Below are 17,770 nucleotides of genomic sequence, written 5' to 3' on the forward strand. Positions count from 1 at the left end.
ACATGCGGCCCGTATCCCACATCGAACGCACGGTGGCGCCCTTCGAGGTCGTCAGCCCCTACCAGCCCAGCGGTGACCAGCCGACGGCCATCGCCGACCTGGCCAAGCGCATCGAGGCCGGCGAGAAGGACGTCGTCCTCCTGGGCGCGACCGGTACCGGCAAGTCCGCCACCACGGCGTGGATGATCGAGAAGCTCCAGCGCCCCACGCTCGTGATGGCGCCGAACAAGACGCTGGCCGCCCAGCTGGCCAACGAGTTCCGCGAGCTCCTCCCGAACAACGCGGTCGAGTACTTCGTCTCGTACTACGACTACTACCAGCCCGAGGCATACGTCCCGCAGTCGGACACCTACATCGAGAAGGACTCCTCGATCAACGAGGAGGTCGAGCGTCTGCGCCACTCGGCGACGAACTCGCTGCTCACCCGCCGTGACGTCGTCGTGGTCGCCTCGGTGTCCTGCATCTACGGCCTCGGTACCCCACAGGAGTACGTGGACCGCATGGTCCCCCTCCGGGTCGGTGACGAGATCGACCGGGACGAGCTGCTGCGCCGCTTCGTCGACATCCAGTACACGCGCAACGACGTGGCCTTCAGCCGCGGCACCTTCCGGGTCCGCGGCGACACCATCGAGATCTTCCCGGTCTACGAGGAGCTGGCCGTCCGCATCGAGATGTTCGGCGACGAGATCGAGGCCCTGTCCACGCTCCACCCGCTCACCGGCGAGATCATCAGCGACGACCAGCAGCTGTACGTCTTCCCCGCCTCCCACTACGTCGCCGGCCCCGAGCGCATGGAGCGGGCCGTCAACGACATCGAGAAGGAGCTGGGGGAGCGCCTCGCCGAGCTGGAGAAGCAGGGCAAGCTCCTGGAGGCCCAGCGCCTGCGGATGCGCACCACGTACGACATCGAGATGCTCCGCCAGATCGGCACCTGCTCCGGCGTGGAGAACTACTCGATGCACTTCGACGGCCGCCTGCCCGGATCCCCGCCCAACACCCTGCTGGACTACTTCCCGGACGACTTCATGCTCGTCATCGACGAGTCGCACGTCACGGTCCCGCAGATCGGCGCGATGTACGAGGGCGACGCCTCCCGCAAGCGCACCCTGGTGGACCACGGGTTCCGCCTGCCCTCCGCCCTGGACAACCGCCCCCTGAAGTGGGAGGAGTTCCAGGAACGCATCGGCCAGACCGTCTACCTGTCGGCCACCCCGGGCGCCTACGAGCTGTCGCGCTCGGACGGCGTCGTCGAGCAGATCATCCGGCCGACCGGCCTGGTCGACCCGGAGGTCGTGGTCAAGCCCACCGAGGGCCAGATCGACGACCTGGTGCACGAGATCCGCAAGCGCACCGAGAAGGACGAGCGGGTCCTCGTCACCACGCTGACCAAGAAGATGGCGGAGGACCTCACCGACTACTTCCTGGAACTCGGCATCCAGGTCCGCTACCTGCACAGCGACGTGGACACCCTGCGCCGTGTCGAGCTGCTGCGCGAGCTGCGCGCCGGTGAGTACGACGTCCTGGTCGGCATCAACCTCCTCCGTGAGGGCCTCGACCTGCCCGAGGTGTCCCTGGTGGCGATCCTGGACGCCGACAAGGAGGGCTTCCTGCGCTCGGGCACCTCGCTGATCCAGACCATCGGCCGTGCGGCGCGCAACGTCTCCGGCCAGGTCCACATGTACGCCGACAAGATCACCCCGGCGATGGAGAAGGCCATCGAGGAGACCAACCGCCGCCGGGAGAAGCAGGTCGCCTACAACGAGGCGAACGGCGTCGATCCGCAGCCGCTGCGCAAGAAGATCAACGACATCGTCGCGCAGATCGCCCGCGAGGAGGTCGACACCGAGCAGCTCCTCGGTTCCGGTTACCGCCAGACGAAGGACGGCAAGGGCGCCAAGGCACCCGTTCCGTCGCTCGGCGGCAAGGCGGCCAAGGGCGCGAAGGCCGGCAAGGCGGCCAAGGGCAAGGCGGTGCCCACGGACCGCCCGGCGGCCGAACTCGCCGAGCAGATCGAGGAGATGACCGAACGCATGCGTGCCGCCGCGGCGGAGCTTCAGTTCGAGATCGCCGCCCGGCTGCGCGACGAGGTCTCCGAGATGAAGAAGGAGCTGCGCCAGATGCGGGAGGCCGGCATCGCCTGAGCCCCGCTCCCGCTGCCGGCCTCGGCATAAGCGCCAAGTGTTGCAACACCGACACAAAAGCGCGGGCCGGGGTCGGCACTGTCAGTGGCCCTGCGTAGGGTTCTGGACAACCGCGCAGCGCACGGCAACAGCTCGGCGCGGCAACAGGGGAACGTCGAGAGGGGATTCAGCCGTGTCCGTCAACTTGTCCAAGGGCCAGGCCATCAGCCTGGAGAAGAAGGACGGGGCCACCCTGAGCGCGGTCCGCATGGGGCTGGGCTGGCAGGCGGCCAAGCGGCGCGGCCTGTTCGGCTCCCGCACCCGGGAGATCGACCTGGACGCCTCGGCGGTCCTCTTCGCCGGCGGGCAGCCCACGGACGTCGTCTTCTTCCGCCACTTGGTGAGCGACGACGGATCCGTGCGCCACACCGGTGACAACCTCGTCGGCGGAGTGGGCCAGGGCGGGGACGACGAGGCGATCCTGGTGGACCTGCAGCGCGTCCCGGTCCACATCGACCAGATCGTCTTCACCGTGAACTCCTTCACCGGCCAGACCTTCCAGGAGGTGCAGAACGCGTTCTGCCGGCTCGTGGACGAGACCAACGGCCAGGAACTCGCCCGCTACACGCTGGCCGGCGGCGGCGAGTACACCGCCCAGATCATGGCCAAGGTGCACCGGGCGGGCTCCGGCTGGACGATGACCGCCATCGGCGCCCCGGCCAACGGCCGCACCTTCCAGGACCTGATGCCGGCGATCCTGCCCCACCTCTAGGACCTGCCTCCTGAACCTGCCGGGGCACGGGTCGCGGGTCAGGTGGACGCGGGCCACGGGGCCGTGGCACGGAAGCGCAGGGCCGAAGCAGGGGCCTGGAAGCACGGGGCCCGGCATGCTCGGGTGGGGCCGGCGGCCCGGCCCCGGAACCGGCCCGATCCGGGGGAAGGATCCCGGGCCCGGACCGCCCGCTCGCCGGGCGCGGTACGAACGACAGAACGACACAGGGGGCGACGGCGATGGCGGCCGAGCTGGTGCGGGGACAGAACCACCCGCTGTCCCACGTCCGGCTGGAGATCCGGATCTCCGCCGGAGTGCCGGTCCTCGCCGGCGCCACACTCGGTGACGAGCAGGGCATGGTGCACGGCCGCCAGTGGGTGGTCCACCCCGGCGCTCCCGTCGCGCACGGCGTCGAGGCGGCCCCGCAGGCCGCCCCCGAGCACCGTCTGACCGTCGACCTGGCGGCCCTGCCCGAGGCGGTACACCGGCTCGACGTGTTCCTCGCCCTGCCCACCGGTACCGCGGGACCGCTCCGCTTCGGTGCGGTCCCGGCCCCGCACACCGCGGTGTACAGCTCCGAGGGCACCGAGATCGCGTGTTTCACCCTCACCGGCCTGGACACCGAGTCGGCCGTGATCGCGCTGGAGCTGTACCGCAGGCAGGGCGCCTGGAAGATACGTGCGATGGGCCAGGGCTACGACGGCGGGCTTCCCGCGCTCCTCGCCGACCAAGGACTGCGCGACGCCGACGACCTCGCGACGGCCGTCCACGAGGCGGCGGCGCGCGGCCTGCCCCACGCGACATCCGCACCGGCGACGAGCGAGCCGTCCCCGCGGACGGCAGCGGCGTCCGCGGCCCAGCCCGCCCCGGGCCGCCAGGTGCCTTCCGCTCCGCATGCCTCGCAGGGCGCTTCCGCGCCCGATCTCCCCGCGGCCCCCCGGACGCCTTCCGCGTCCCAGACCGCTTCCGCGACGCCAGCCGCGTCCACGCCTCATGAGACTTCCGCCTCCGGCCAGACGGAGCCGGCACACCCGTACGGCCCGCCGGGCGCCGACGGCGACGGCGGTCCCGGCCTCCCGCACTCCGGCGGCCCGGTCGACTACACGCACCCCCGCCGCACTCCGTCGCCGCCCCCGCCTCCGGCCCCCACGGCCGCCGACGGGCAGCCCGCGCGGCCGGTCGCCGGAGACGCCGTGGGCTGGTCGATGGAAGAGCGGCTGTACAACCAGATCTGGGGCATGTTCGAAGACCTGGCCCGCACGACTGCCGCCTACCGCAGTGCTGTCCAATTCGCCGACTCCCGTCTGGAGCAGGAACTGGACCAGGCACTCGCCGACCCGCGCGCACGACTCAGCGGGGCGGGCGACGCCGCCCGCGAGGCGGCCCACGATCGCCGCATCCAGCTGACCGACCAGGCACGCGCCGCCCTCGACCGTGACCTGGCCCAGCTCACCGACGAGGCAGAGGTGGTCGAGCCCGCGCTCCCGCCCGCCTACGCCCGCTGGGACAACCCCGTCTGGCATGCCTACCGGGCCCCCGACGAGGAGCCGATGGCCCTGCGGCTCGGTGATCTCCACCTCCCGGAAAGCGCCCCACTGAGCATCCCGCTGCTGGTCAGGCTGCCGCTGGAACGGGGGCTGTGGATCGACAGCGGCCCGGTGGCAGCCGTCGACGACCGCGTTCTCGACTCCGCCGAGCTACGTCACCTGGCCATGGAGGCGGCGGTCGCCCTCGCGGCCCGCCTCCTCGCCGTACACCCGCCCGGGGCCTTTGCCGTGCAGGTCGTCGATCCGGCGGGTGCGGGGGCGCGGGCACTGCTGCCGTTGACGCAGTCCGGCGTGCTCGCGACACCGCCCGCGGCGGGGGCGGCGGGGGTCTCGCAGACGCTGGAGCGGCTCACCCGGCGGGTCGACCTGGTGCAGATGGCGGTGCGCGGCGGTGCGGCCGAGGCGCTGCCGGCCGATGTGGACACCGCGCAGCAGCTGCTGATCGTCAACGACTTCCCGCACGGATTCGACGAGCGGGCGGTGACCCGGCTCCGCTATCTCGCCGACGAGGGTCCGGCCGTGGGCGTGCACCTCATGCTGGTCGCCGACCGTGCGGACGCCGCCGCCTTCGGCCCCCTGCTCGATCCGCTGTGGCGTTCGCTGCTGCGACTCACCCCGCTGCCGGACGACCATCTCGCCGACCCGTGGATCGGTCACGCCTGGACCTACGAACCTTCGCTCGTCCCGGCCGGCAGCCGGATCCTGCAAGAGGTCCTCGCCGAGGTGGTCAACGCTCGCGCCAAGCGCGGGTAAAGCCATCCTGAGCAGGTAACTTGGTGTTTCTTTTACTTAGCGCTTTACCTTTCCTTGGTGATTGGGTACCGTTTTACGTACGGAGGGGAGTACTCCCTGACTGCGGCGCACCCGTCAGTACGGACCGTTTCCGGTCCCGGGGCGTCGGCCCATCGCGGGTGGAAGAGACCTCCGGCAGCGACAACGCTGACGTGTTTGCCGTTACGTAATGCCGGAGGTGCAGTGGACGTCTCGATGACCCTGTGGGTCTTCACCATCGTGGGCCTGGCCGCCCTGATCGCGGTCGACTTCTTCATCGGCCGCAAGCCGCATGAGGTGTCGATCAGGGAAGCGGGTATCTGGACGGTCGTCTGGATCGCCCTGGCCGGCCTCTTCGGTCTCGGCCTCCTCGTCTTCGGCGGGGGACAGCCGGCCGGCGAGTTCTTCGCCGGCTTCATCACCGAGAAGTCGCTGAGCGTCGACAACCTCTTCGTCTTCGTCCTGATCATGGCGAAGTTCGCGGTGCCCGCCCAGTATCAGCAGCGCGTCCTGCTCGTCGGCGTCCTCATAGCCCTGGTCCTGCGGGCCGTCTTCATCGCCGCCGGGGCCGCGATCCTCGCCAGCTTCGCCTGGGTGTTCTACCTCTTCGGTGCCTTCCTGATCTGGACCGCCTGGAAGCTAGTCCAGGAGGCCCGCACGGACGAGGAGGACGAGGAGTACGAGGAGAACAAGCTGCTGAAGGCCGTGGAGCGCAAGTTCGGCGTGGCCGACCGGTACCACGGCACCAAGCTGTGGATTCAGCAGAACGGCAAGCGCGTCATGACCCCGATGCTGGTCGTGATGCTCGCCATCGGCACCACGGACGTGCTGTTCGCCCTGGACTCCATCCCCGCGATCTTCGGTCTGACCCAGGACCCGTACATCGTCTTCACCGCCAACGCCTTCGCCCTGATGGGCCTGCGCCAGCTGTACTTCCTCATCGGGGGACTGCTCCGGAAGCTGGTCCACCTCTCCTACGGGCTGTCGATCATTCTCGGCTTCATCGGCGTCAAGCTGGTGCTGCACGCCCTGCACGAGTCCGGCGTTCACGTGCCCGAGATCAGCATCCCGGTCTCGCTCGGCGTGATCTGTGCGGTCCTCGCGGTCACCACCGTCACCAGCCTGCTCGCCTCCCGGAAGCAGGCGGCCGCCGAGGCGGCGCGGGCCGGCGGCGAGGGCGCCCGTAAGAGCAGCGTCGAAGTCTGACCGCGCCTCGCGGAAGCCCGCGATCGCGTACCGCCCCTCTGCGGGGTCTCGATGTGACGCGGGGCTTGGTCCCACCGGCACCGGGCCCCGCACCGGAAAGGATGAGAGGTATCCGAAAAGAACGGAATGCGAACCCTGTAAGCCTCTGCGACCATCGCCGCATGATCACTCGGCTCCGGTCGCTCACCCATCAATGGACGATCCTCGTGCCGGTGCTCGCGGTCGTTCTGCTGGTCTTCACCTGGGGCCGGGACCTGCCAGGCGCCGTCGTCGCCCTGGTGACCCTCGTGCTCGCCGGCTCCGTCCTGTCGGCGGTGCACCACGCCGAGGTGATCGCCCACCGGGTCGGCGAGCCCTTCGGCTCCCTGGTGCTCGCCATCGCCGTGACGATCATCGAGGTGGCCCTGATCGTCACCCTCATGGCCGACGGCGGTGACAAGAGTTCCACGCTGGCCCGGGACACCGTCTTCGCTGCTGTGATGATCACCTGCAACGGCATCGTCGGGCTCTGCCTGCTCGTCGCCTCCCTGCGGCACGGCACGGCCGTCTTCAACCCCGAGGGCACCGGTGCCGCGCTGGCGACCGTGGCGACACTGGCCACGCTCAGCCTGGTGCTGCCGACCTTCACCACCAGCAGGCCCGGACCCGAGTTCTCCTCCGTCCAGCTGACCTTCGCCGCACTGTCCTCACTGATCCTGTACGGCCTGTTCGTGACCACCCAGACCGTGCGCCACCGTGACTACTTCCTGCCCATCACCCGGCAGGGCGAGGTCATCACCGGCGAGGACCATGCCGGGCCCCCGTCCGTGCGCACCGCCTGGTTCAGCCTCGGCCTGCTCGGGCTGGCCCTGATCGGTGTGGTCGGCCTGGCCAAGGGCGTGTCGCCCACGATCGAGGCGGGTGTCTCCGCGGCGGGCCTGCCGCAGGCGGTGGTCGGCGTGGTCATCGCCCTGCTCGTCCTGCTGCCCGAGACGATCGCCGCGCTGCGCTCCGCCCGCCGGGACCGGGTGCAGACCAGCCTCAACCTCGCGCTCGGCTCCGCGATGGCCAGCATCGGCCTGACCATCCCGGCCGTGGCCCTCGCCTCCGTCTGGCTGTCCGGGCCGCTCGTCCTCGGCCTCGGTCCGACGCACATGCTGCTGCTCGCCGTGACCGTGGTGGTCAGTTCCCTGACCGTGGTGCCGGGCAGGGCCACACCCCTGCAGGGCGGCGTCCATCTGGTGCTGTTCGCGGCCTATCTGGAACTGGCGATCAACCCGTGACCGGAAGCCGGCGCGCGAGGCGTCCGGTCAGCCCGTGGCCGGCTCCACCGCCGGCACGGGCACGGGCCGCGTCTCCGGCAGCAGCGCGAAACACACCAGGCTGATCAGCGCGATACCCGTCAGGTACACCCCCACACCCCAAGGCACCCGCCCGCCGCGCTCCGCGAGCGCCGTGGCGACGATCGGGGTGAGAGCACCGCCGAGGACTCCGCCGAGGTTGTAGCCCACCGCGGCGCCCGTGCAGCGCACCCGAGGCTCGTACAGCTCCGGCAGATAGGCGGCGATCACCGCGAACATGGTGACGAAGGCGAGCAGGGCGCCCAGGATGGCGAGGAACATCAGCAGCGGCTCGCCGGTCGCCAGCAGCGCGACCATCGGCAGCATCCACAGGACGCAGGCGGCGCACCCCGTCAGACACATCGGCCGGCGCCCGTACCGGTCACCGAGCAGCGCCACGAGGGGAATGAGCGCGCCCTTCACGAGCACCGCGCCCATGACGCACATCAGCATGACGGTACGGCTCACGCCGAGCCGTTCCGTCGCATACGCCAGCGACCAGGTCGTCACCGCGTAGAACACCGCGTACCCCACCGCCAGCGCGCCTGCCGTCAGCAGCACCAGCCGCCCGTGGTGCCGTACGACCTCGACGAGCGGCACGCGCGCGTGGTCGTCGATCTCCAGAAACCGGGGGCTCTCGGTGAGTGACGAGCGCAGCCACAACCCGGCCAGCGCCAGAGCGCCGGCCGCCCAGAACGGCACCCGCCAGCCCCAGCGCGCGAACTCCGCGTCGGACAGTGCCGCCGACAGGGCGAGCGTCACCCCGTTGGCCAGGACGAAGCCGAGTGCCGGACCCACCTGGGGGAAGCTCGACCACAGGGCGCGCCGCCCGGCGGGAGCGTGTTCGGCGGTCAGCAGCACCGCCCCGCCCCATTCCCCGCCGAGCCCCAGCCCCTGGACGAAACGCAGGACGAGCAGGAGGACGGGTGCGGCCACACCGATGGTCCCGTAGGACGGCACACAGCCGACGGCGACCGTGGAGGCGCCGGTGAGCAGCAGCGAGATGACGAGCACCGGCCGTCGTCCGCGCCGGTCCCCGAGGTGCCCGAACAGCACCGAGCCCAGCGGTCTGGCCACGAATCCCACCCCGAACGTCCCGAACGCCGCCAGCGTCCCCGCGACCGGAGAGAACGTCGGGAAGAACAACGGCCCCAGAACCAGAGCCGCCGCGGTCCCGTAGACGAAGAAGTCGTAGAACTCGATCGCCGTCCCGGCGAGGGAGGCGGCGGCGAGCCGAAGCATGGACGGGGTACTCACGGCGCGTACATCGCTCATGCCGCGTCAACTACCCACAGTGATCAGGGGTTACGGGGGCGTACGGTGGTGATCAAGGGACCGGAGTGCACGCCGGGGCGACCGGCGCGCATGGCCTCGCCGACCGCCCTGACGAGCGTGATAGACCGGGTGCGAACAGCGGTCGCAGCCGCGCCGCGCCGAACGGACCGGAGGAACCGTGCCCTGCACCCTGGCCAACGCCCCGATCATGATCCTCAACGGGCCGAACCTGAACCTCCTCGGCCAGCGCCAGCCCGAGATCTACGGCAGGGAAACGCTGGCCGACGTGCAGGAGCTGTGCGCCGAGGCGGCGGCCGCACACGGGGGCACGGTGGATTTCCGGCAGTCCAACCGCGAGGGCGAACTGGTCGACTGGATCCACGAGGCCCGGCTGGGGCACTGCGGCATCGTCATCAACCCCGGCGCCTACTCGCACACGTCGGTCGCCATTCTGGACGCACTCAACACGTGCGACGGCATGCCCGTGCTCGAGGTGCACATCTCCAACATCCACCAGCGTGAGTCCTTCAGGCACCACTCGTATGTCTCGCTGCGCGCCGACGGTGTGATCGCCGGCTGCGGAGTGCAGGGCTACGTGTTCGGCGTGGAGCGGGTCGCGACGCTGCTCGGGGCGGCGCAGAGCGGCGACTGAACCGGCGCGGCGAGTGATCCGGCGCCGGCCGGGGCAGGCCGACGAGTGATCCGGCGCCGGGCGGGACGGCGCAGCCGAGGGCCGACCCGCGCGCGGCACTACAGCCGGCCGGCCTCCACGATCCGCCGCAGGAAGCGCCGTGTGCGCTCCTGCCGGGGGTCGCCGAAAACCTGCTCGGCGGTGCCGCGTTCCAGAACGACCCCACCGTCCAGAAAACAGACCTGGTCCGCGACGTCCCTGGCGAAGCCCATCTCGTGCGTCGCCAGCACCATGGTCATGCCCTGGTCCTTCAGGTCACGGACCACCTCCAGGACCTCACCCACCAGTTCCGGGTCGAGCGCGGCCGTGATCTCGTCCAGCAGCAACAGCCGCGGCCGCACCGCGAGGGCCCGGACGATCGCCACCCGCTGCTGCTGACCGCCGCTGAGCCGGTCCGGGTAGGCATCCGCCTTGCCGCCCAGTCCGAGGCGCTCCAGCAGCTCCCTGGCGCGCTCCTCGGCCTCCGCGCGGCTGACGCCGTGCACCCGGCGCGGGGCGAGCGTGACGTTGTCGAGCACGGTCATGTGCGGGAAGAGGTTGTACGCCTGGAAGACGACGCCGATCCGGCGCCGTACCGCGTCCTGGTCCACCCGCGGATCGGTGATCTCCTCGCCGTCCAGCCAGATCGCGCCGTCGTCGATCTCCTCCAGGAGGTTGGCGCAGCGCAGCAGCGTCGACTTGCCGGAGCCCGAGGCGCCGATCAGCGCGGTGACCGTGTGCGGGGCGACCTCCAGATCGACGTCCCGCAGGACGACCGAGCCGCCGAAGGTCTTGCGGACGGACTCCATCCGCAGGACGGGCGCGTCGCCCACGGTCGTGGTCTCAGGCGTGCTCACAGCGATCCTCCCGGGCGTTCACAGGGACCCTCCCTGGGCCTGCCGCCGGTCCATCCGGGCCGTCACCCAGTCGGTGAACCGGGTCATCGGGATGGTCAGCGCCACGAACACCAGCCCCGCGACGATGTACGGCGTGTAGTTCAGACTGCGGCCCACGATGATGTCGGCCGCCCGTACGGCGTCCACCGCACCCCCGATGGACACCAGCCCGGTGTCCTTCTGCAGCGACACCAGGTCGTTGAGCAGCGGCGGCACCTGACGGCGCACCGCCTGAGGAAGTACGACGTGCCGCAGGGCCTGCCGGCTGGTGAGACCCAGCGAGCGTGCCGCCGCGCGCTGCGAGGGATGGACGGACTCGATGCCGGCCCGGAACACCTCCGCCACGTATGCCGAGTACGTCAGCGTCAGTGCCGTGCCGCCGAGCACCACCGGATCGACCGTCACGCCCTGCAGCCGCAGCGCCGGAACCCCCAGCACCACGATCATCAGATTGATGATGAGCGGCAGCCCGCGGAAGAAGTCGGTGTAGGCCGCGGCCAGTACCCGGAGCGGGAAGAAGACCGGGCCGCGCAGGGTCCGTGCGACGGCGATCAGCATGCCGAGGACCAGGACGGCGGCACCGCAGATCAACAGCAGGCGGACGTTCAGCCACAGCCCTTCGAGGACCTTCCAGAACGCCTCGCGCGCGTAGTGCGCGCTGAAGAAGGTCTCCTTGGTGCGTGGCCAGCCCGGCGCGTTGACGACGACGAGGTAGAGAACGGCGGCCGTGACGAGGGTCGACAGGGACGCGAGGGCCGTGGCACGGCGCGCACGCGCGCGTCGGTAGCGCTCGCGCGCCAGGCGCCGCTCGGAGGGCACATAGCCGTCGTCGGCGCCGCCAGCCATGTCGCCCTCGCCGTCCGCCCCCTCCCGGGCCGACTCGTCCTTGGTGACCGTCACTTGAGCACCGGAGCGTCGACGGCGTCCGAGAGCCACTGCTTCTCGATGCGGGCCAGCGTGCCGTCCTTGCGCAGGGCGTCGACGGCTCCGGTCACGCACCGGGTCAGCGCGCTTCCCTTGTCCAGCACCAGCCCGAACTGCTCCGGCGAACCGCCCTGGTTCTCGAACTGGCCGACGATCTTCGCGTCCGTCACCTCGGCCGCGGTGATGTAGAAAGCGGTCGGCAGATCGGTGACGACGGCGTCGACCTGGCCGTTCTTCAGCGCGGACTTGGCCTGGTCGTTCTTGGCGTAGACGGCGGCCTGCCGGGCCGGTTGCACGACGTCGGTGATGTAGTCGAGGCTCGTGGTGCCCACCTGCGCGCCCAGCTTGAGCTTCTTCAGGTCCGCGATGCTCGTCGCCCGGGCGGCCTCGCCGCCCTTGAGCGCGATGACCGCCTGCCGCACGTCGTAGTAGCCGGAGGAGAAGTCCACGGCCCCCTTGCGCTCGGCGCTGATGGACACCTGGTTGATGTCGAAGTCGAAGGTCTTCACCCCGGGCGCGAACGCCTTGTTGAACGGCACGCTCTGCCATACGACCGCGCTCTTGCCGTACCCGAGCCGCTTCGCCACGGCATAGGCGACGGCCGACTCGAAGCCCTGCCCGTTGGCGGGCTTGTCGTCCTTGTACCAGGGCTCGTACGCCGGTTCGTCCGTCGCGATCGTCAGCTTGCCGGACGTCTTGGTGGCGAGACTGCCCTGGGCGCAGCTCTTCGCGGCCGGCCCGGACGGGGCGGCCGACGCCTTCTCCTCGGGCTGCGGCGCACAGCCGACAGCGGTGGCGAGCAGGGCTACGGTGACGGCGGCGACCGCGCGACGCACGGCGCGAGGGGCAGGATGCATGGCGGGAGAGTGGCAGCGAACACCGCGTCTGTCCAGGTCACGGCGGTGGTTGTCCGCATACTGGGAACGGGTGTTGCGGCGGTGTGAACACGGCCGTATCCGGCCACGCGCGTGTGCCCCAGCCTGGGCCGCCGGCCGAGGGCGGGGTTGAAGACCGGCGACCCCTACCGCTCAGGAGCCGTCATCCTGTGCGGGGCTGCTACCAGTTGACTGCGGGCGCGCGTTCTCCGCGAGTGCGCACGGGGGTTCGATGCGTGCGAAGGATTCACACGGGGCGCGCGAAGAGGTGGCGTACGCCCAGCGCGGGTGCCCGGTGCGCCCCTGGCGCGGGCGCAACTGGCGTGCGCGGGGCGCGCGTACGACCTGTACGCCGGAGCACGCGCCCCTCTTCGACGCCGGGCACATCTCACGGGGCTGCGGGAAACCGCGGGGCGCCCATGAACGCACGCACGAGCCGCCCGGGCACCCGCCGAGCCACCGTAAGGCGCCGGCTCACCACCCGCGCGCGTGCCACTCCGGCAGATGCGGCCGTTCCGCGCCCAGCGAGGTGTCGTTGCCGTGCCCCGGATAGACCCATGTCTCGTCCGGAAGCACGTCGAAGATCTTCGTCTCCACGTCGTGGATCAGGCTGGCGAACGCCTTCGCGTCCTTGCGCGTGTTGCCGACGCCGCCCGGGAAGAGACAGTCGCCGGTGAAGACGTGCGGGTGGCCGTGCGGGTCGTCGTAGACCAGCGCGATCGAACCGGGTGTGTGGCCGACCAGGTGGCGCGCGGTGAGCTCCACCCGGCCGACCCTGATGACATCGCCGTCGTCGACGAGCACGTCGGTGGGCACCGGGATGCCGGCCGCGTCGTCGCGGCCGGCGTACGTGCGCGCGCCCGTGGCCGCGACGACCCGGGCGAGCGCCTGCCAGTGGTCGCCGTGCTGGTGCGTGGTGACGACGGACGCGATGCCGTCGTCACCGATCATGGCGAGGAGCGTCTCCGCCTCGTTGGCGGCGTCGATCAGGAGCTGCTCGTCGGTGGCCCGGCAGCGCAGCAGATAGGCGTTGTTGTCCATCGGGCCGACCGCGATCTTGGTGATCATCAGGTCTTTCAGCTCGTGCACATCCGCCGGTCCGCCGACCTTGACCTCTCCGGAGTACGTCATGGCGGCAGCCTATAGCGGGTGAGCCCCGGTGGACGTCCGTGCGGGCGAGCCCGCGGGCGGCCGTCGCCTACAGCGGGGGCAGCTTCGGCAGCTCCCCGCCGCGCACCTCCAGTGCGGCCCCGTCGCGGCGCCCGGCGAGCCAGCCCACCAGGTCCGCCGGCCGGCCGGTGACCGTGACCTCGGGCGCGTCGGCCTCGCGACCGGTGGTCCACGTGCGTGTGCCGTCCGTGACACGCGTCGCCGGGACGTCGGGGTGCCCGGAGAACCGCTGGGCGAGGAAGCCGGTCTCCCGCTCCAGGAACTCCGCCGGTAGGTCCTCCAGCTCGTACCCGATCCCGAGGTCGACGTGGTGCAGCTCCACCTCCACCCACCGCCGGAAGGGCACCCGGGACGCGGAGTCGGTGACCCCGTTGCGCAGCTCCACCGTGCGCGTCCAGTCCGCGGGGGCGTCCCCGGTCGCCCGGAAGCGGTCCGCGCTCTCCCGGACGTCGGCGATCTGCACCGCCAGGGGCCGCGGGGCGTCGCGCTCGATGTCGGCGTCCCGCGCCTCGGCGCTCTCGTACATGGGACGGCCTTCGAGGACGTTCACGAGCGCGTCCGCGTTCCGGGCGAGGTGGGCGAGGACGTGCCCGCGGCTCCAGCCCGGAAGCCGTGACGGCTCGGCGAGCGAGGCGTTGTCCACTTTGGCGACCGCGGTGAGGAGCCGATCGGTCGCTTCGCGTACACAGGCCAGGTCATGAGCGTGATCAATCATGCCGCCGACCCTAGCCCGGCCACACGTTTGGGTGAAGGTGACGAACCCCGACCTCAAATCGAATGCACGTGCTATATCGTCGAAGGTGGCGTCGGGCATGCTGGAGGGCCGGGGGTTGTTATGCAACCGGGAAATCCGACCGGCGTTGTCAGTGGCTCCCCCTAGTCTGAAGAAGGACGGGGGCCCCGCCCCTGTCACTTCTCTCAAGAAAGGTGCGGACCGGCGTGGCCGACCGTCTCATCGTCCGTGGCGCGCGCGAGCACAACCTGAAGAATGTCTCGCTCGACCTGCCTCGTGACTCGCTCATCGTCTTCACGGGCCTGTCCGGGTCGGGCAAGTCCTCCCTGGCCTTCGACACGATCTTCGCGGAGGGCCAGCGCCGTTACGTGGAGTCGCTCTCCTCGTACGCCCGGCAGTTCCTCGGCCAGATGGACAAGCCCGACGTCGACTTCATCGAGGGTCTCTCCCCGGCGGTCTCCATCGACCAGAAGTCGACCTCGCGCAACCCGCGCTCGACGGTCGGCACGATCACCGAGGTCTACGACTACCTGCGTCTGCTCTTCGCGCGCATCGGCAAGCCGCACTGCCCCGAGTGCGACCGCCCGATCTCGCGCCAGTCGCCGCAGGCCATCGTGGACAAGGTCCTGGAACTGCCGGAGGGGAGCCGCTTCCAGGTGCTGTCCCCGCTGGTGCGCGAGCGCAAGGGCGAGTTCGTCGACCTCTTCGCCGACCTGCAGACCAAGGGCTACTCCCGCGCGCGCGTGGACGGGCAGACCGTCCAGCTGTCCGAGCCGCCGACCCTGAAGAAGCAGGAGAAGCACACCATCGAGGTGGTCGTGGACCGCCTCACGGTGAAGGACTCCGCCAAGCGACGCCTCACGGACTCCGTGGAGACCGCCCTCGGCCTGTCGGGCGGCATGGTCGTGCTCGACTTCGTGGACCTCCCCGAGGACGATCCCGAGCGCGAGCGCATGTACTCGGAGCACCTGTACTGCCCGTACGACGACCTGTCCTTCGAGGAGCTGGAGCCCCGTTCCTTCTCCTTCAACTCGCCCTTCGGCGCCTGTCCCGAGTGCACCGGCATCGGCACGCGCATGGAGGTCGATGCGGAGCTGATCGTCCCCGACCCGGACAAGTCCCTGGACGAGGGCGCCATCCACCCCTGGTCGCACGGGCACACCAAGGACTACTTCGGCCGTCTGATCGGCGCCCTCGCGGACGCGCTCGGCTTCCGCACCGACATCCCCTTCGCGGGGCTGCCCCAGCGCGCCAAGAAGGCACTGCTCTACGGCCACAAGACGCAGATCGAGGTCCGCTACCGCAACCGGTACGGCCGCGAACGCGTGTACACCACGCCCTTCGAAGGCGCGGTGCCCTTCGTCAAGCGCCGGCACAGCGAGGCCGAGAGCGACGCCAGCCGCGAGCGCTTCGAGGGCTACATGCGCGAGGTGCCCTGCCCCTCCTGCGAGGGCACGCGTCTGAAGCCGATCGTCCTCGCGGTCACGATCATGGAGAAGTCCATCGCCGAGGTCTCCGCGATGTCGATCAGCGACTGCGCGGACTTCCTGGGCGAGCTGAAGCTGACCGCCCGCGACAAGAAGATCGCCGAGCGGGTCCTGAAGGAGGTCAACGAGCGGCTGCGCTTCCTGGTCGACGTCGGCCTGGACTACCTCTCGCTCAACCGCGCGGCCGGCACTCTCTCCGGCGGCGAGGCTCAGCGCATCCGTCTGGCCACCCAGATCGGCTCCGGTCTCGTCGGCGTCCTGTACGTCCTGGACGAGCCGTCCATCGGTCTGCACCAGCGGGACAACCACCGACTGATCGAGACCCTGGTGCGCCTGCGCGACATGGGCAACACGCTCATCGTCGTGGAGCACGACGAGGACACGATCAAGGTCGCCGACTGGATCGTGGACATCGGCCCCGGGGCCGGCGAGCACGGCGGCAAGGTCGTCCACAGCGGTTCCGTGAAGGAACTGCTCGACAACGCAGAGTCGCAGACCGGCGCGTACCTCTCGGGGCGCAAGTCGATCCCGCTCCCGGACATACGGCGTCCGCGCGACCTGTCCCGGCAGCTCACCGTGCACGGCGCCCGCGAGAACAACCTCCAGGACATCGACGTGTCCTTCCCGCTGGGTGTGTTCACGGCCGTCACCGGCGTCTCCGGGTCCGGTAAGTCGACCCTGGTCAACGACATCCTGTACACGCATCTCGCCCGTGAGCTGAACGGCGCGCGGAGCGTCCCCGGCCGGCACACGCGCGTCGACGGCGACGACCTGGTCGACAAGGTCGTGCACGTCGACCAGTCACCGATCGGCCGTACCCCGCGGTCCAACCCGGCGACGTACACCGGTGTCTTCGACCACATCCGCAAGCTGTTCGCCGAGACCACCGAGGCGAAGGTGCGGGGCTACCTGCCCGGCCGCTTCTCCTTCAACGTCAAGGGCGGCCGCTGCGAGAACTGCGCGGGCGACGGCACCATCAAGATCGAGATGAACTTCCTCCCGGACGTCTACGTCCCGTGCGAGGTCTGCCACGGCGCCCGGTACAACCGGGAGACCCTGGAGGTCCACTACAAGGGCAAGTCCATCGCCGAGGTGCTGAACATGCCGATCGAGGAGGCCATGCACTTCTTCGAGGCGGTCCCGGCGATCTCGCGGCACCTGAAGACGCTGAACGACGTCGGTCTCGGTTACGTCCGCCTCGGCCAGTCCGCCACCACCCTCTCCGGTGGTGAGGCGCAGCGCGTCAAGCTCGCCAGCGAGCTGCAGAAGCGGTCCACCGGACGCACGGTCTACGTCCTGGACGAGCCGACCACCGGTCTGCACTTCGAGGACATCAGCAAGCTGCTCAAGGTGCTCGGCGGGCTTGTCGACAAGGGCAACACGGTCATCGTCATCGAGCACAACCTCGATGTGATCAAGACCGCCGACTGGATCGTCGACATGGGCCCGGAAGGCGGCGCCGGCGGTGGCCTGGTGGTCGCCGAGGGCACGCCGGAGGAGGTCGCCGGGGTGCCGGCGAGCCACACCGGCAAGTTCCTGCGGGAGATCCTCGGCGCCGACCGCATCAGCGACGCCGAGCCGGTGAAGGCACCGCGCGGTGGCACGACCCGGAAGACGGCCGCGGCCAAGTCCCCGACGAAGAAGACGGTGACGGCCAAGGCCAACAACACCGCGACCAAGAAGGCCGCCACGGCCGCGAAGAAGGCGACGCCCGCGAAGAAGACCACGCGGACCCGCACGGCCTGAGCCGGTCGGCGCCCGGCCTGAGCCAGTTCGCGCACGGCCCGGGACGGCCGGCGCCCGGCCCGAGAGGGACGGAGCACGGCCTTCAGCCGGTCGGCGCGTGGCCCGAGGCTTGCGTGCGGCCGCTGCGCCGGTCGGCCCGGAGGGCGGTGAGAACGACCGCCGTCCTCCGCCGTCCGCCCTCCGCCTGACACCACATCAAGATTTCGGCGCCCCGCGGGAACTCCCCGCGGGGCGCCGCTCGTTCCACCATCAGCCGATC

Annotated in this window: 13 protein-coding genes; 7 read left to right on the plus strand and 6 right to left on the minus strand. The window is 70.4% G+C overall.

Features of this window, described 5'->3' with window-relative positions:
- The first annotated feature begins 2 nt into the window (after positions 1 to 2).
- The 5 genes from uvrB to JK361_RS16775 all read left to right on the plus strand — a co-directional run bounded on the left by uvrB (position 3) and on the right by JK361_RS16775 (position 7,678).
- Positions 3 to 2,141, plus strand: a complete 2,139-nt coding sequence (gene uvrB / locus JK361_RS16755) for an excinuclease ABC subunit UvrB (protein ID WP_201818492.1) — start codon at positions 3 to 5, stop codon at positions 2,139 to 2,141.
- Between the two features lie 172 nt (positions 2,142 to 2,313).
- Positions 2,314 to 2,892, plus strand: a complete 579-nt coding sequence (locus tag JK361_RS16760; protein ID WP_201818494.1) for a TerD family protein — start codon at positions 2,314 to 2,316, stop codon at positions 2,890 to 2,892.
- 239 nt (positions 2,893 to 3,131) lie between these two features.
- Entirely contained in the window at positions 3,132 to 5,192 is a 2,061-nt protein-coding gene (locus JK361_RS16765; protein WP_201818496.1) for a TerD family protein, read from the plus strand.
- Positions 5,193 to 5,414: 222 nt separating this feature from the next.
- Positions 5,415 to 6,416 carry a TerC family protein gene (locus JK361_RS16770; RefSeq protein ID WP_201818498.1) on the plus strand — a complete coding sequence of 334 codons (1,002 nt, stop codon included), beginning with the start codon at positions 5,415 to 5,417 and terminating at the stop codon, positions 6,414 to 6,416.
- 161 nt (positions 6,417 to 6,577) lie between these two features.
- Positions 6,578 to 7,678: a calcium:cation antiporter gene (locus tag JK361_RS16775; RefSeq protein WP_201818500.1), complete on the plus strand. Its 1,101-nt coding sequence runs from the start codon at positions 6,578 to 6,580 to the stop codon at positions 7,676 to 7,678.
- Between the two features lie 27 nt (positions 7,679 to 7,705).
- Here JK361_RS16775 and JK361_RS16780 read toward each other — a convergent pair whose 3' ends face one another.
- Positions 7,706 to 8,977 carry an MFS transporter gene (locus tag JK361_RS16780; protein ID WP_201818900.1) on the minus strand — a complete coding sequence of 424 codons (1,272 nt, stop codon included), beginning with the start codon at positions 8,975 to 8,977 and terminating at the stop codon, positions 7,706 to 7,708.
- A 211-nt stretch (positions 8,978 to 9,188) separates the two neighbouring features.
- On the opposite strand from JK361_RS16780, the gene aroQ reads away from it, so the two are divergent.
- Positions 9,189 to 9,662 (plus strand): type II 3-dehydroquinate dehydratase, encoded by a 474-nt coding sequence (gene aroQ / locus JK361_RS16785; protein ID WP_201818502.1) that lies wholly within the window; start codon positions 9,189 to 9,191, stop codon positions 9,660 to 9,662.
- A gap of 98 nt (positions 9,663 to 9,760) precedes the next feature.
- On the opposite strand, the gene JK361_RS16790 is transcribed toward aroQ, so the two are convergent.
- The 5 genes from JK361_RS16790 to JK361_RS16810 all read right to left on the minus strand — a co-directional run bounded on the left by JK361_RS16790 (position 9,761) and on the right by JK361_RS16810 (position 14,260).
- The gene (locus JK361_RS16790; RefSeq protein ID WP_201818902.1) at positions 9,761 to 10,489 is read right to left on the minus strand and encodes an amino acid ABC transporter ATP-binding protein; all 729 of its coding nucleotides are present in this window, start codon (positions 10,487 to 10,489) and stop codon (positions 9,761 to 9,763) included.
- A gap of 66 nt (positions 10,490 to 10,555) precedes the next feature.
- Positions 10,556 to 11,476, minus strand: coding sequence for an amino acid ABC transporter permease (locus JK361_RS16795; protein WP_201818504.1), 921 nt, complete (start codon positions 11,474 to 11,476; stop codon positions 10,556 to 10,558).
- Complete coding sequence (locus JK361_RS16800; RefSeq protein ID WP_201818506.1) at positions 11,473 to 12,357, minus strand: ABC transporter substrate-binding protein; 885 nt, start codon at positions 12,355 to 12,357, stop codon at positions 11,473 to 11,475. The genes JK361_RS16795 and JK361_RS16800 overlap by 4 nt, the downstream gene beginning before the upstream one ends.
- A gap of 492 nt (positions 12,358 to 12,849) precedes the next feature.
- The gene (locus JK361_RS16805; RefSeq protein ID WP_201818508.1) at positions 12,850 to 13,506 is read right to left on the minus strand and encodes an MBL fold metallo-hydrolase; all 657 of its coding nucleotides are present in this window, start codon (positions 13,504 to 13,506) and stop codon (positions 12,850 to 12,852) included.
- 67 nt (positions 13,507 to 13,573) lie between these two features.
- A complete protein-coding gene (locus JK361_RS16810; protein ID WP_201818509.1) occupies positions 13,574 to 14,260 on the minus strand; it encodes a maleylpyruvate isomerase family mycothiol-dependent enzyme in 687 nt (228 codons plus the stop codon).
- A 224-nt stretch (positions 14,261 to 14,484) separates the two neighbouring features.
- Here JK361_RS16810 and uvrA point away from each other — a divergent pair, with 224 nt between their 5' ends.
- Positions 14,485 to 17,511 carry an excinuclease ABC subunit UvrA gene (gene uvrA, locus JK361_RS16815; protein ID WP_201818517.1) on the plus strand — a complete coding sequence of 1,009 codons (3,027 nt, stop codon included), beginning with the start codon at positions 14,485 to 14,487 and terminating at the stop codon, positions 17,509 to 17,511.
- The last annotated feature ends 259 nt before the right edge of the window (positions 17,512 to 17,770 follow it).

This window comes from Streptomyces musisoli (assembly GCF_016741855.1).
Taxonomy (GTDB): domain Bacteria; phylum Actinomycetota; class Actinomycetes; order Streptomycetales; family Streptomycetaceae; genus Streptomyces; species Streptomyces musisoli.